Origin of the sequence: Streptomyces phaeolivaceus (assembly GCF_009184865.1) — a bacterium.
GTDB classification, from domain to species: Bacteria; Actinomycetota; Actinomycetes; order Streptomycetales; family Streptomycetaceae; genus Streptomyces; species Streptomyces phaeolivaceus.
Window position 1 is genome coordinate 1,950,883 of record NZ_CP045096.1, and the last position, 13,564, is coordinate 1,964,446.

Here is a 13,564-nt window from a genome sequence, read left to right on the forward strand (position 1 = left end):
GGGCCGGGACGCCCGGGGCGGACACGGGGGAGGGCCGATGACGGTCTTCGGACGGCGAGAGTGGTGGAGCCGGTTCACGGCGCGCCGCACCGTTCCTGGCGGCGGAGACCCGGGCGGCTCTCCCCCACCGGCCTCCCCCGACGGCGAGCCCCCGGGGACGCTCGACGACTGCACCCTCAAGTCGTACGCCATGCAGCGGCGGGAATGGGCGGAGGCGCTCATCCGGGTGGAGAGCGCCCGGGTCGACGGCGAGATACGGCTCATGTCGACCCGCATGCTGCTGGGCACGTTCTGCGCCAGCGTGCTGCTGTTGAGCATCGCGGTGGCGAGCCGGGTCGTGCCCACGACTCAGTTCGGCTCGACGACCCCACTGGCCACGGCGGTCACCGGAGCGATCGGCGCGGCCCTGCTCACCTCGCTCGCCGCGGGGCTCGGCAGAATTCTGCGCGCCCGCGCCGACGCCTCGCGCACCACCGGCCTCAGCGCCGCTCCGGCCCCCGCGGCCGGGCCCCGGCCAGAGCCCGATCCAGGACCCTCAGCCGCTCCGTGACCGGAGTGAGCCCCCACCACAGGCCGGCTCCCGAGGCGATCAGGGCGGTCACCACCAGCCAGACGACGCTCCGCGCCTCCGTCCCCGGCACCAGCAGGGCGGCGAGCGCGCCCACTCCGACGGCCAGCACACCGGCCACCGTGCTGAAGAGAACCAGGGGGGCCGCGGCGGTCAGCAGCGTCCGTCGGTCCCTCGACGCCCTCGCGCGCGCCGAGGCGGTTCCCTTGATCCGATCTTCCATCGCGTGTACCTCCCGTCCCCCGAACGGATCTTCACGATCCGCCCGCTCCCGGGTCCACAAGCCCCGCCAGAAAACCACACCACGCGGCGTGACGGAAGGAGAGCACAGCGTTCTGATGCCAGTTTGAGTCACGCACCAGGATGTGGCGCTCCCTGATCGACGCTTCCACGCACATGCTGGTCTCACCGGTGTAACTGCTCCTGAACCATGTGCACGCCGACGGCTCCCTGTCGAACACCCTGACCTCCACCTCACCAGTCAGCGCACCTGCCGTTCCCTCAAGTGTTCCCAGCTTGGGCATCGGGGAAGAGCGTGGAAAGAGCCGATTCGGGCGTCTGACGGGAATTCGGCGGTGTGGGGCTCGGCACACCGCTGCGCCGCAGGTCAACAGCAAGTTGACGGGTCTCGAAGGGGCGTGGTGGACTGCCGGGGCCATGTACGACGGCAGGAGAGGAAGCCGGTGCGAGTCCGGCGCGGTCCCGCCACTGTCACCGGGGAAGCGGCTCGAAGCGCCTCCCGGGAGCCAGGAACTCTCGCCGTCGGTCTCGTCGAACCAGGGCGTGGACACCCTGAGTGAGGACAAATCGCCATGTGCGCCATGTGCGGCTGCCCGTCGGGGCCCAGCGCCCGGTCCTTGCCCGACCCCGTGAACGGCTGAACCGGTGCGTGCCGACCGCGTCTTCGCGTACGGCGCCGCCGCCGGACTCCTCGGTGATCTGCTGCTCGGCGATCCGCGCCGGGGGCATCCGGTCGCCGCGTTCGGGCGGGCCGCCGGCGCCGTGGAGCGGGTGCTGTGGCGCGACCACCGGGGGTGGGGCGCGCTGCACACCGCGGTGTGCGCGGGCGGCGCCATGGCGCTGGGGGCGGCTGCCGCGTCCGCGGCGCGGCCGTCGCGTACCGCCTCCGTCGCGTTGACCGCCGCCGCCACCTGGGCCGTCGTCGGGGGGACCTCGCTCGGGCGGGAGGCCAGGGCGATCGGGCGGTCCCTCGACGCGGGCGATGTCGAGGGCGCGCGGGCCCGGTTGCCCCATCTGTGCGGACGGGATCCGCAGGCGCTCGACGCGGACGGCATCGCACGCGCGGTCGTGGAGTCCGTCGCCGAGAACACCTCCGACGCGGTGGTGGGGGCGCTGGTGTGGGGTGCCGTCGGCGGCGTGCCGGGGCTGGTGGGGTTCCGGGCCGTCAACACCCTGGACGCCATGGTCGGCCACCGGTCGGAGCGATACCGGCGGTACGGCTGGGCCTCCGCGCGGCTGGACGACGTGGCGGGGTGGCCGGGCGCCCGGCTGACCGCCGTCCTGGCCGCGGCCTCCGGCGGGGACGCCCGGGGGGCCGTACGGGCCTGGCGGGCCGACGCGGGGAAGCATCCGAGTCCCAACGCGGGGCCGGTGGAGGCCTCGTTCGCGGGGGCGCTCGGAGTGCGATTGGGGGGCACGTTGTCGTACGGGGGGCGGGTCGAGCATCGGCCTGTGCTGAATGGGGAGGGGCGCGCCGTCGCCGTGGAGGACATCGAGCGGGCCGTTCGGCTGTCCCGGCGGGTCGGGTGGCTGGCGCTCGGAGCGAGTGCGGGGGCGGCGATGCTGCGGGGACGGATGACGAGGCGCTCGGCACGGTGGGCGGGGAGTCGGGGATGAGCGGTGGGCTGTTGGTCGCCGGGACCACCTCCGACGCCGGGAAGAGTGTGGTCACCGCCGGGATCTGCCGGTGGCTGGTGCGGCAGGGCGTCAAGGTCGCGCCGTTCAAGGCGCAGAACATGTCGCTCAACTCCTTCGTGACGAAGGAGGGCGCGGAGATCGGGCGGGCCCAGGCCATGCAGGCGCAGGCCTGCCGGGTGGAGCCCAGCGCGCTCATGAACCCCGTGCTGCTGAAGCCCGGGGGCGAGCGGAGCAGCCAGGTCGTGCTGCTGGGGAAGCCCGTGGGAGAGATGAGCGCGCGCGGCTATCACGGCGGGCGGCAACAGCGGCTGCTCGGGACCGTGTTGGAGTGTCTCGCCGAGTTGCGGGGCACCTATGACGCGGTGATCTGCGAGGGGGCCGGTTCGCCCGCCGAGATCAATCTCCGGCGCACCGACATCGTCAACATGGGGATCGCGCGGAACGCCGGGCTGCCCGTGCTCGTCGTCGGCGACATCGACCGCGGTGGCGTCTTCGCGTCCTTCTTCGGCACGGTCGCGCTGCTCTCGCCCGAGGACCAGGCCCATGTCGCCGGGTTCCTCGTCAACAAGTTCCGCGGCGACGTCACCCTGCTGGAGCCGGGGCTCGACATGCTGCACGGGCTCACCGGGCGGCGGACGTACGGGGTGCTGCCGTTCCGGCACGGGCTCGGGATCGACGAGGAGGACGGGCTGCGGGTCTCGCTGCGCGGGACGGTCCGGGAGTCCAATGTCGCGCCGCCCGTCGGGGAGGACGTGCTGCGGGTCGCGGTGTGCGCGGTGCCGCTGATGTCCAACTTCACCGATGTGGACGCGCTCGCCGCCGAACCCGGTGTCGTGGTGCGGTTCGTGGACCGGGCCGAGGAACTGGCCGACGCGGACCTCGTCGTCGTCCCCGGCACCCGGGGCACCGTCCGGGCGCTGGAGTGGCTGCGGGAGCGGGGGCTCGCCGACGCGCTCGTCCGCAGGGCCGCGGAAGGGCGGCCGGTGCTCGGGATCTGCGGCGGGTTCCAGGTGCTCGGGGAGCGGATCGAGGACGAGGTCGAGAGCCGGCGGGGGCGGGTGGAGGGGCTGGGCGTCCTGCCCGTGCGGGTGCGGTTCGCCGAGGAGAAGACGCTCACGCGGCCCGTGGGCGAGGCTCTCGGCGAGCGGGTCGAGGGGTACGAGATCCATCACGGGGTCGCCGAAGTGCTGGGCGGGGAAGCCTTCTTGGACGGCTGCCGGGTCGGGCAGACCTGGGGCACGCACTGGCACGGGTCGCTGGAGTCGGACGGGTTCCGGCGGGCCTTTCTGCGCGAGGTGGCCGCCGCGTCGGGGCGCCGGTTCGTACCGGCCCCGGACACATCGTTCGCGGCGCTGCGCGAGGAGCAGTTGGACCGGCTCGGCGACCTGATCGAGGAGCACGCGGACACGGACGCGCTGTGGCGGCTCATCGAGTCGGGGCCACCGCCGGGGTTGCCGTTCGTGCCGCCGGGGGCGCCGGGGGTGCCCGGATGAGCACGACGGACGTACGACAGGAACGAACGGTCTCGCGGCAACCGCCCGGACCGGAAGGTGACTTGGAGGGCGACGTACTGTGAGTGTTCCGTTTCCGTTCACGGCCGTCGTCGGCCAGGACGATCTGCGGCTGGCGCTGCTGCTGAACGCGGTGTCGCCGGCGGTCGGCGGTGTGCTCGTACGAGGCGAGAAGGGCACCGCCAAGAGCACCGCCGTGCGGGCGCTCGCGGCGCTGCTGCCGGAGGTGGAGGTCGTCGTCGGGTGCCGGTTCTCCTGTGATCCGCTGAAGCCGGACCCCGCGTGCCCCGACGGGCCGCACGAGCCGGCGTTCGAGACACGGCCGTCGCGCATGGTCGAGCTGCCGGTCGGCGCCTCCGAGGACCGGCTCGTCGGCGCCCTCGACATCGAGCGGGCGCTCTCCGAGGGCGTGAAGGCGTTCGAGCCGGGCCTGCTCGCGGACGCGCACCGGGGCATCCTCTACGTCGACGAGGTCAACCTCCTCCACGACCACCTCGTCGACCTGCTGCTGGACGCGGCGGCGATGGGCGCCTCGTACGTGGAGCGCGAGGGCGTCTCCGTACGGCATGCCGCGCGGTTCCTGCTGGTCGGGACGATGAACCCGGAGGAGGGCGAGCTGCGGCCCCAACTCCTCGACCGGTTCGGGCTGACCGTGGAGGTCGCGGCCTCGCGGGAGCCGGAGCGGCGGGTGGAGGTCGTGCGGCGGCGGCTCGCCCACGACGACGATCCGGCGGCTTTCACGGCCCGTTGGGCGGACGAGGAGGCCGACGTACGGCAACGGATCGTCTCGGCACGGGAGTTGCTGCCGTCCGTGGTGCTGGGCGACGGGGCGCTGTTGCAGATCGCGGCGACCTGCGCGGCCTTCGAGGTGGACGGGATGCGGGCCGACATCGTGATGGCCCGGACCGCCACGGCGCTGGCCGCGTGGGCCGGGCGGACCGAGGTGCTCGCCGAGGATGTGCGGCAGGCCGCGCTGCTGGCGCTGCCGCACCGGCGGCGGCGGAACCCCTTCGACGCGCCCGGCCTCGACGAGGACAGGCTCGACGAGACGCTGGAGGAGTTCGCGGAGCCGCCGCGGAACTCCGACGAATCGAACGACTCACCCGACGAGGACCCTGACCCCGACGGGCCCGGTGGTGGTGGGCAGCCGCCCGCTCCCGAGCCCGAGGGGCCGCAGGGCGGCGACAGCGGCGCGCGGCCGGAGTCCGGGGAGGGTGTGCCGGCGCAGGCGCCCGCCGCCGGGGAGCAGTCGGCCGTACGGGCCGCCGAGCCGTTCCGTACGAAGGTCTTGAGTGTGCCGGGGCTCGGGGAGGGTGCGGCCGGGCGGCGTTCGCGGGCGCGGACCGAGCACGGGCGTACGACCGGGGCGCGCAGGCCGCGCGGCACGCTGACCAAGCTGCATCTGGCGGCGACCGTGCGGGCCGCCGCGCCGCATCAGCGGACGCGGGGGCGGTCGGGGCCGGGGCTGGTGGTCCGGCGGGACGATCTGCGGCAGGCGACCCGGGAGGGGCGCGAGGGGAACCTCGTGCTGTTCGTGGTCGACGCGTCCGGGTCGATGGCGGCGCGGCAGCGGATGAGCGCGGTGAAGGGTGCCGTGCTGTCGTTGCTGCTCGACGCCTATCAGCGGCGGGACAAGGTGGGGCTGGTGACCTTCCGGGGGTCGGCCGCCGAGGTGGCGCTGCCGCCGACCTCGTCCGTGGACGCGGCGGCGGCCCGGCTGGAGTCGTTGCCGACGGGCGGGCGGACGCCGCTCGCGGCCGGGCTGCTGAAGGCGCACGACGTGCTGCGGGTGGAGCGGCTGCGGGACCCCGCGCGCCGGCCGCTGGTCGTCGTGGTGACCGACGGCCGGGCGACCGGCGGGCCGGAGCCCGTGGCGCTGGCCGGGCGTGCGGCGCGGCTGTTCGCGGCCGAGGGCCACGCCTCCGTGGTCGTGGACTGCGAGTCGGGCCATGTCCGGCTGGGGCTCGCCGGGCAGCTCGCGGGTGAACTGGGCGGTACGGCGGTGACGTTGGACGAGCTGCGGGCGGACTCCATCGCCGGGCTGGTACGGGATGTGCAGGGTACGCAGGGTACGCAGGGTACGCAGGGTACGCAGGGACCGCAGGGGACTTCGAGGAGGGTGGCGTAGATGCCGCAGGGGCAGCCGAGTGTCGTACCGGACGACGGGCTGACGACACGTCAGCGACGCAACCGTCCGCTGGTGTTCGTGCACACGGGCATCGGGAAGGGAAAGTCGACCGCCGCGTTCGGGCTCGCGCTGCGGGCCTGGAACCAGGGGTGGCCGATCGGGGTGTTCCAGTTCGTGAAGTCGGCGAAGTGGAAGGTCGGCGAGGAGAACGCGCTGCGGGTCCTCGGGGCGTCCGGTGAGGGCGGGTCCGTCGACTGGCACAAGATGGGCGAGGGCTGGTCGTGGGTGCAGCGCGACGTCGTGCAGGGCGACAACTCGGCCAACGAGGACAAGGCCCGGGAGGGCTGGGAGCAGGTCAAGCGGGACCTGGCGGCCGAGACGTACAAGCTGTATGTGCTGGACGAGTTCGCGTACCCGCTGCACTGGGGGTGGATCGACACCGACGAGGTGATCGAGGTGCTGCGGGACCGGCCGGGGACGCAGCATGTCGTCATCACCGGGCGGAACGCGCCGGAGAAGCTGGTGGACTTCGCGGACCTGGTGACGGACATGTCGAAGGTGAAGCACCCCATGGACGCGGGCCAGAAGGGCCAGCGGGGCATCGAGTGGTGACGACGACACCATGACCCCTTCCTCCGCTTCCTCCGCTTCCTCCGCCCCCTCCGCCTCCCTTCTTCTGCCGTCCGTGCCCCGGCTGGTGATCGCCGCGCCCTCCTCGCGCAGCGGCAAGACCACCGTGGCGACGGGGCTGATGGCCGCGCTCACCGAGCGGGGGCTCGCCGTGTCCCCGCACAAGGTGGGGCCCGACTACATCGATCCCGGATATCACGCGCTCGCCAGCGGGCGGGTGGGGCGGAACCTCGACGCGTATCTGTGCGGGCCGGAGCTGGTCGCGCCGCTGTTCGCGCACGGCGCGCGCGGGTGTGACATCGCCGTGGTCGAGGGGGTGATGGGGCTGTACGACGGGGCCTCGGGGCAGGGCGAGCTGGCGTCGACCGCGCATGTGGCGAAGCTGCTGCGGGCGCCGGTGGTGCTGGTGGTGGACGCCTCGTCGCAGTCGCGGTCGGTGGCGGCGCTGGTGCACGGGTTCGCGTCCTGGGACCCCGAGGTGCGGATGGGGGGCGTGATCCTCAACAAGGTCGCCTCCGACCGGCACGAGGAACTGCTGCGGGACGCCCTGGAGTCGACCGGGGTGCCCGTGCTGGGGGTGCTGCGGCGGGCGCCGCAGGTGGACACGCCGTCCCGGCATCTGGGGCTGGTGCCGGTCGCCGAGCGGCAGAGCGCGGCGCTGGAGGCCGTGGCGGCGATGGCCGCGCAGGTGCGTGCGGGGTGCGATCTGGAGGCGCTGGTCGCGCTGGCCAGGACCGCCGGGCCGCTGTCGGGTACGGCGTGGGAACCGCCCGTGGTCGCCGCGCCGGGGCGGCGGGAGGTGGTCGCCGTGGCCGGTGGGCCCGCGTTCACCTTCTCCTATGCGGAGCACGCCGAGCTGCTGACCGCCGCCGGTGCCGAGGTCGTCGTCTTCGATCCGCTGCGGGACGAGCAACTGCCGGACGGGACGGGCGGGTTGGTGATCGGTGGCGGGTTCCCGGAGATGTACGCCGCCGAGCTGTCCGCCAACGAGCCGCTGCGCAAGGCGGTCGCCGAGCTGGCGTTCGGCGGGGCGCCGGTGGCCGCCGAGTGCGCCGGGCTGCTCTATCTGTGCGGGGAGCTGGACGGGCGGCCCATGTGCGGGGTGCTCGACGCGACGGCCCGGATGGACGAGCGGCTGACCCTCGGCTACCGGGACGCGGTGGCCGTCACCGACAGCGCGCTGGCGCCGGCCGGGACCCGGATGCGGGCGCACGAGTTCCATCGCACGGTCGTCGAGCCCGGCGCCGGGGCCGCTCCCGCCTGGGGGATACGGACACCTCCCGCACGGGTCGAGGGGTTCGTGCGGCAAGGGGTGCACGCGAGCTATCTGCATACGCACTGGGCCGCGGAGCCCTCGGTCGCGCGGCGGTTCGTGGAGAGATGCCGGACGTCATGAGCGTGCCCGGCAGGTCCGTCCTCCCGCCGGGTGCCTCATTCCGCCACCCCCACCACCAGCCAGATGAAGGCCGCCCCGGCGATCGTGCACAGCAGGGTGGAGCGGGCCGGGTGTTCGTGGTGGGCCTCGGGGAGGATCTCGGCGGCGGCGAGATAGAGCAGCGCGCCGCCGAAGAAGCCGAGGTAGCAGCCGAGGGGGCCCTCCGGGATCGTGAACAGCAGGGTGGAGGCGGCTCCCACCACCGGGGCCGCAGCGTCCGCGAACAGCATCGCGAGCGCGCGGCGGCGGGCGTTGCCGTACAGGCTCGTGAGGGTGTACGTGTTGAAGCCGTCCGCGAAGTCATGGGCGATCACCGCGAGCGCGACGGCGATGCCCATGCCCTCGCCGATCTGGAAGGCCGCGCCGATGGCGACGCCGTCCATGGCGCTGTGTCCGACCATCGCGGCGGCGGCCGTCAGGCCCACCTGGGGCGTACGGCCGTTGTGCTCCTCCGCGCCGTGCGCGGCCTGCCGTGCGGCGAGCAGGCGTTCCACCATGTGCGCCAGCAGGAAGCCGGCGACGAACAGCAGCAGGGCGGCGGGGACGCCGAAGACCTCGTCGCCCGCGGCCTCCAGGGCCTCGGGGAGCAGGTCGAGGCCGACGACGCCGAGCATCAGGCCGCCGGCCAGGCCCAGGACGAGGTGGCGGCGGTCCGTGACGCGTTGGGCCGTCCAGCCGCCGAGGAGGGTCATCAGGAATGCGCCGAGTGCCACGAAGACCGCCATGGCTCTTTGCTACCGGATGAGGTGGGCCTCTTGGTTGCGGCGCCCCGGGGTGGTGTGGAGCGGGTGGGTCGGATTTCGGGTGCGGGTTCGTGGGGGCTTGTCGCGCCCACGCGGCGGAGCCGCACATGTCACCGCCCCGCGCCCCCAGGAAGGGGGCGCGGCTGTGGCTGACCGGCGGATCGACTCGCTCGTGGTGGGTGTGGGGGCCGCCATCGGTGTGTCGGTGGTGGAGGTTCTCGGGCTGGTGGAATCGGCGCTGCGGGAGGCCGGGGTCTCCCGCGGGGACGTTTCCGTGCTGGCCACCGTGGATGCCAGAGCGGGCGAACCCGGCCTCGTTCAGGCCGCCGAGCGGCTCGGGGTGCCTCTGGTGTCCTACCCCGCCGAGGAGTTGGCGGCCGTTGCGGTACCGAATCCCTCCGGGACGGCGCTGGCCGCTGTCGGTACCGCGTCCGTCGCGGAGGCCGCCGCGCTCGTGGGTGGGGGTGAACTGCTCGTGCCGAAGCGGAAGTCGGAGCCGGTGGACGGGCGGGCGGGGAGGGTGACGTGTGCGGTCGCACGGCGACCGGCATGATGATCGTCAAGAGACCGTAGCCCCCAGCGCAGCCCGAGCCCCAGCACCAGCACCCCTTCGCCTTCGCCTTCGCCTTCGCCTTCGAGGAGACATCGTGATCACCCCGCCGCCCGCCCTGCTCATCGCCGGTCATGGCTCCCGGGACGACGCCGGGGCCGAGGGCTTCCGCGACTTACTGCGTGAGCTGGGGCGCCGTCACCCCGAACTGCGTGTCGGGGGCGGCTTCGCCGAGCCGTTCCGGCCGGGGCTGGGGGAGGCCGTGGCCGAGTTGGTGGAGCGGGGGGTGCGGCGGTTCGTCGTGGTCCCGTTGGCGTGGGAGCCCGCCGGGCGCGCGGAGGCGGACGTCGCGGCGGCGCTGGCCCAGGTGCGGGAGCGGCACCCGGAGGTGTCGTACGGCCTCGGCCGTCCCCCGGGGCCGCGCCCCGCGCTGCTGGATCTGCTGGAGCGGCGGGTGGAGGAGGCGCTCGGGTCGGCCTCGCCGCGTACGCCGGGTGACCGGGCCGATGTGACCGTGCTGCTCGTGGGGCACGGGTCCCTCGACCCCGAGGCCAACGCCGAGGTGCACCGGGCGGCCCGGCTGTTGTGGGAGGGGCGCGGGTACGGGGGTGTGGAGCCGGCGTTCGTGTCGTCGGCGGCGCCGGATGTGCCGAGCGGTCTCGACCGGTGTGTGCGGCTGGGCGCGCGGCGGATCGTCGTCCTGCCGTACTTCCCGCTCGGCGGCGTACCGGCGGACCGGGTGCGGCAGCAGACCGAGGGTTGGGCTGCCGCTCGTCCGGAGATCGGGGTACGGTCGGCCGATGTCGTCGGACCGGAGCCGGAGCTGCTCGATCTGATCGTGGAGCGGTACCGGGAGGCGCTGGAGGGCGGCCCGCGCATGAACCGCGTCGCAGGGCTGCCGCGGCAGCCGCAGGGCCGTCCGGACGACGACGGACAGCACGGTCACGATCATCACCATTGGGGACACAAGCACTCCCATGCACACTGAATCCGGCTCCGGGAGCAAGCACGGCCTGCGGCACGCGGGTCAGGATCCGCGACGGCACGACGACGCGGCGCACGATCTGCGGCATCACGGTGACGCCGAGGTGCGGGACGGCGGGGCGGGGCTCATCGACCTCGCCGTGAACGTCCGGACCGGCACACCGCCCGCCTGGCTGCGGGAGCGGATCGCCGGGTCACTGACCGGGCTGGCCGCTTACCCCGACGGGCGGGCCGCGCGGGCGGCGGTGGCGGCCCGGCACGGGCTGCCGGTGGACCGGGTGCTGCTGACGGCGGGCGCCGCCGAGGCGTTCGTGCTGCTCGCGCGGGCCCTGAAGGTGCGGCGGCCGGTGGTCGTGCACCCGCAGTTCACGGAACCGGAGGCCGCGCTGCGGGACGCCGGGCACACCGTGGACCGGGTACTGCTGCGGGAGGCGGACGGCTTCCGGCTGGATGCGGCGGCCGTGCCGGAGGACGCGGACCTCGTCGTCGTCGGCAATCCGACCAACCCGACGTCGATGCTGCACCCGGCGGCGTCGATCGCCCGACTGGCGCGGCCGGGGCGGACGTTGGTGGTGGACGAGGCGTTCATGGACGCGGTGCCGGGTGAGCGGGAGGCGCTGGCCGGGCGGACGGACGTGCCCGGTCTCGTGGTGCTGCGCAGCCTCACCAAGACATGGGGGCTGGCCGGTCTGCGGATCGGATACGTCCTCGCCGCGCCCGAGACGACGGCCGGGCTGGAGCGGGCCCAGCCGCTGTGGCCGGTGTCGACGCCCGCGCTGGCGGCGGCCGAGGCGTGCATGTCGGACCGGGCGCTGGCGGAGGCCGCCGAGGCGGCCGGCCGGATCGCCGCCGACCGGGCCCATCTGGTCGCCGGGCTGCGGGAGTTCGCGCCCGACGGGCTGTTCGTGGCCGAGCCCGCCGAGGGCCCGTTCGTGCTGATGCGGCTGCCCCGCGCGACCGCCGTACGACGGCATCTGCGCAGCCTCGGTTTCGCCGTCCGCCGGGGCGACACCTTCCCGGGGCTGGACGAGGAGTGGCTGCGCCTGGCGGTCCGCGACCGGACCACGGTCAACGGGTTCCTCCAGGCACTGGACCGGGCGATGACGCTGGCGGACCGCTGAGCGGAGAAGCCCGACGCACTGTCTGCCGGGTGCCGTCCGGGAAGCGGATGGCGACGTCCCCGGCGGCGTCGACCGTCGCGCTCGCGCCGGTGTACGGGGTGTGCGGGGCGTGCGGGGTGTGCGGGTCGCCGCTGAGCACGACGAGGGTGACCAGGACGGACCCGCCGCCGTCGTCCTCTGCCGGTCCCGCGCGTCCTTCGAGCACGGGCGTCGCCGAGTGGTGTCCGTACGCGTTCGCGCCGACGGCCCGTACGACGGCACCCGGCCCGTCGCCCCAGCCGTGCAGGCCCACGAGCGCGCTGGTCAGACCGTCCGCGCGGCGGGCCAGCGCCCGGCCGGGCCCCGACTCCCCCGTGGGCGGCCCGCTGTCGTCGGCCACGGCCCAGCCCCCTTCCCGTACGGGTGTGCCGGCCGGGGCGTCGACGCGGTGCACCCGCACCTCCCAGGGACCGTGCACCACGCTGACCGTGACGATGCCGCCCCCGTCCGCGCCCCCGCCCCCGTCGCCGTAGCGGGACGCGGCGCGGTGGCCCTCGGCGCCCAGGGCGTGGATGCGGCCCCGTGGGGAGGGTGTGCCGTCGGGGGCGAGCAGGGTCAACTGGTTGTCGGGGCCCGTCCGCGGGGGCGGCGGGGTCTCCGGGGCGGTGGCGCTGGAGTAGGCGAGGCGGGCGTAGTGCGGGCTGTCGTCGGCGCGGGCGGGCGGGGGCGGTAACCGGTCGCTGCCGTGGTTGACGAGCCGTACGATCCCGTCGGCGGCGGTGGAGTGCAGCAGCCAGCCGGGGCCGGGCAGGGCGAGGGTGGTGTCGGCCGTGTCGACGGGCGCGGGTTCCTCCGGCGCGGTCCACACGGGGTGGCTCTCGGGGAGGAGCAGGCCGAGGAAGGCCTTGCTCGCCCAGTAGGGGGAGGCGGGGCCCGAGTAGCGCTGGGTGACGGGGAGGAACGGGCGGTACCAGCCGAGGGTGAGCAGGCCGTGTTCGTCGGGCGCGCCGCGTTCCGCGAAGTGGCGCAGGGTGCCGGAGGCGAGGCGGCGGGTGCGGCCGGGCGGCAGCGGCGTGGCGTCGGCGAGGGCGCCCGCCCACAGCGGGGCGGTGGTCGCGAAACGGTAGGTGAGGGAGCGGCCCTGGTGCACCGGGGCCCCGTCGGCGCCGAAGAAGTGCTGGTGGGCGCCGAGGAATTCACGCAGCCGGGCCCGGTGCCGGGCCACCCGCGCCGCGTCCGCCCTCGCCCCCGCGATCCGGGCCCACAGCACCGGGTACAGGTGCAGCGCCCAGCCGTTGTAGTAGTCGAACTTCCGTCCGTCGCCGTCCGTGTACCAGCCGCCGCCCCGGTACCAGTCGTCGAGCCGGGCGAGCCCCGCGTCGATCTCGGCGCGGCTGTGCGGGGCGCCGACCGAGGCGAGGAACTCCTCGGTGATCACCTGGAAGAGCCGCCAGTTGGAGTCGTTGACGTCCGCCCCGACGAACCCGCCCAGCCAGTCGGCCAGTCGACCGCGTACGGCGTCGTCGAGGTGGTCCCACAGCCAGGGCCGGGTCTCGTGCAGCGCGATCGCGATCGACGCGGCCTCCACCATGGGCTGCGCCCGGTCGGTGATCGCCGGCCATCGCTCGTCGCCGCCGCCCGGATCGGTCCCGGCGGCGAGCCCGGCCGCGTACCGCTCGATCAGCGCGGGCCCGACCCGCCCTCCCGAGCCGGCGATCCGGAAGGCGGCGAGCAGAAAGGACCGCGCGAACCCTTCGAGACCGTCGGACACGGGCCCGGAGTGGCTGGCCCGCCCCGGCAGCCGGTACTGGGCCAGCCCCGGCGAGGCATGGGGCACCAGCCCGTCGAGCAGCCGATCGGCCACGGCCTCCCAGTGGGCGCGGGTCCAGCCGGTGAGGGGGGAGAGGGAGGGGTCTGTGGGCGGAAGTGTCGAATTGTTGACGGGCGTCACGTGCTGCGCGGTCATACGGGGTCGCAACCTCCGGTGAGTTGTGGCCGAGGGCAAGGGCGACGCGCCCTGAAGGGGCGCGGGGAACC

At 74.5% G+C, this 13,564-nt stretch carries 12 protein-coding genes, 1 pseudogene and 1 riboswitch; of the genes and pseudogenes, 9 read left to right on the forward strand and 4 right to left on the reverse strand.

Going from position 1 to position 13,564, the window contains the following annotated elements:
* Positions 1–37: 37 nt before the first annotated feature.
* Positions 38–550, forward strand: a complete 513-nt coding sequence (locus F9278_RS09220) for a hypothetical protein (protein WP_152167862.1) — start codon at positions 38–40, stop codon at positions 548–550.
* On the opposite strand, the gene F9278_RS09225 is transcribed toward F9278_RS09220, so the two are convergent.
* Positions 480–791, reverse strand: coding sequence for a hypothetical protein (locus F9278_RS09225; RefSeq protein ID WP_226966678.1), 312 nt, complete (start codon positions 789–791; stop codon positions 480–482). The two genes, F9278_RS09220 and F9278_RS09225, sit on opposite strands and share 71 nt — an antisense overlap.
* A gap of 31 nt (positions 792–822) precedes the next feature.
* Positions 823–1,092 carry a DUF397 domain-containing protein gene (locus tag F9278_RS09230; protein WP_193241412.1) on the reverse strand — a complete coding sequence of 90 codons (270 nt, stop codon included), beginning with the start codon at positions 1,090–1,092 and terminating at the stop codon, positions 823–825.
* A 149-nt stretch (positions 1,093–1,241) separates the two neighbouring features.
* Positions 1,242–1,324: riboswitch (cobalamin riboswitch) on the forward strand.
* Positions 1,325–1,453: 129 nt separating this feature from the next.
* On the opposite strand from F9278_RS09230, the gene F9278_RS09235 reads away from it, so the two are divergent.
* The 5 genes from F9278_RS09235 to F9278_RS09255 all read left to right on the forward strand — a co-directional run bounded on the left by F9278_RS09235 (position 1,454) and on the right by F9278_RS09255 (position 8,111).
* On the forward strand, positions 1,454–2,425 hold the full coding sequence (locus F9278_RS09235) for a cobalamin biosynthesis protein (protein WP_152167864.1): 972 nt from the start codon (positions 1,454–1,456) through the stop codon (positions 2,423–2,425).
* Entirely contained in the window at positions 2,422–3,939 is a 1,518-nt protein-coding gene (locus F9278_RS09240; RefSeq protein WP_152167865.1) for a cobyric acid synthase, read from the forward strand. The genes F9278_RS09235 and F9278_RS09240 overlap by 4 nt, the downstream gene beginning before the upstream one ends.
* A 79-nt stretch (positions 3,940–4,018) precedes the next feature.
* Positions 4,019–6,085, forward strand: a complete 2,067-nt coding sequence (locus F9278_RS09245) for a putative cobaltochelatase (RefSeq protein ID WP_152167866.1) — start codon at positions 4,019–4,021, stop codon at positions 6,083–6,085.
* The gene (gene cobO / locus F9278_RS09250; RefSeq protein WP_152167867.1) at positions 6,086–6,697 is read left to right on the forward strand and encodes a cob(I)yrinic acid a,c-diamide adenosyltransferase; all 612 of its coding nucleotides are present in this window, start codon (positions 6,086–6,088) and stop codon (positions 6,695–6,697) included.
* Between the two features lie 10 nt (positions 6,698–6,707).
* Complete coding sequence (locus F9278_RS09255) at positions 6,708–8,111, forward strand: cobyrinate a,c-diamide synthase (RefSeq protein ID WP_152167868.1); 1,404 nt, start codon at positions 6,708–6,710, stop codon at positions 8,109–8,111.
* 35 nt (positions 8,112–8,146) lie between these two features.
* On the opposite strand, the gene F9278_RS09260 is transcribed toward F9278_RS09255, so the two are convergent.
* Positions 8,147–8,875: a ZIP family metal transporter gene (locus F9278_RS09260; protein WP_152167869.1), complete on the reverse strand. Its 729-nt coding sequence runs from the start codon at positions 8,873–8,875 to the stop codon at positions 8,147–8,149.
* 175 nt (positions 8,876–9,050) lie between these two features.
* Here F9278_RS09260 and F9278_RS09265 point away from each other — a divergent pair.
* The 3 genes and pseudogenes from F9278_RS09265 to cobC form a co-directional block, all read left to right on the forward strand.
* A pseudogene (locus tag F9278_RS09265) lies at positions 9,051–9,440 on the forward strand (cobalamin biosynthesis protein); the annotation flags it as partial.
* Positions 9,441–9,540: 100 nt separating this feature from the next.
* A complete protein-coding gene (locus F9278_RS09270) occupies positions 9,541–10,431 on the forward strand; it encodes a sirohydrochlorin chelatase (RefSeq protein ID WP_152167871.1) in 891 nt (296 codons plus the stop codon).
* Positions 10,421–11,548: an Rv2231c family pyridoxal phosphate-dependent protein CobC gene (gene cobC / locus F9278_RS09275; RefSeq protein ID WP_152167872.1), complete on the forward strand. Its 1,128-nt coding sequence runs from the start codon at positions 10,421–10,423 to the stop codon at positions 11,546–11,548. Before F9278_RS09270 ends, cobC begins: the two co-directional genes overlap by 11 nt.
* Here the strand turns inward: cobC and F9278_RS09280 are convergent.
* Positions 11,496–13,493: a DUF2264 domain-containing protein gene (locus tag F9278_RS09280; RefSeq protein WP_152167873.1), complete on the reverse strand. Its 1,998-nt coding sequence runs from the start codon at positions 13,491–13,493 to the stop codon at positions 11,496–11,498. The two genes, cobC and F9278_RS09280, sit on opposite strands and share 53 nt — an antisense overlap.
* Positions 13,494–13,564 lie beyond the last annotated feature (71 nt).

What these genes read in the sequence shown, in the direction of transcription:
- F9278_RS09220 (WP_152167862.1), top strand. Translation starts at nt 38, where the DNA reads ATGACGGTCTTCGGACGGCGAGAGTGGTGGAGCCGGTTCACGGCGCGC.
- F9278_RS09225 (WP_226966678.1), bottom strand. Translation starts at nt 791, where the DNA reads ATGGAAGATCGGATCAAGGGAACCGCCTCGGCGCGCGCGAGGGCGTCG.
- F9278_RS09230 (WP_193241412.1), bottom strand. Translation starts at nt 1,092, where the DNA reads ATGCCCAAGCTGGGAACACTTGAGGGAACGGCAGGTGCGCTGACTGGT.
- F9278_RS09240 (WP_152167865.1), top strand. Translation starts at nt 2,422, where the DNA reads ATGAGCGGTGGGCTGTTGGTCGCCGGGACCACCTCCGACGCCGGGAAG.
- cobO (WP_152167867.1), top strand. Translation starts at nt 6,086, where the DNA reads ATGCCGCAGGGGCAGCCGAGTGTCGTACCGGACGACGGGCTGACGACA.
- F9278_RS09255 (WP_152167868.1), top strand. Translation starts at nt 6,708, where the DNA reads ATGACCCCTTCCTCCGCTTCCTCCGCTTCCTCCGCCCCCTCCGCCTCC.
- F9278_RS09260 (WP_152167869.1), bottom strand. Translation starts at nt 8,875, where the DNA reads ATGGCGGTCTTCGTGGCACTCGGCGCATTCCTGATGACCCTCCTCGGC.
- cobC (WP_152167872.1), top strand. Translation starts at nt 10,421, where the DNA reads ATGCACACTGAATCCGGCTCCGGGAGCAAGCACGGCCTGCGGCACGCG.
- F9278_RS09280 (WP_152167873.1), bottom strand. Translation starts at nt 13,493, where the DNA reads ATGACCGCGCAGCACGTGACGCCCGTCAACAATTCGACACTTCCGCCC.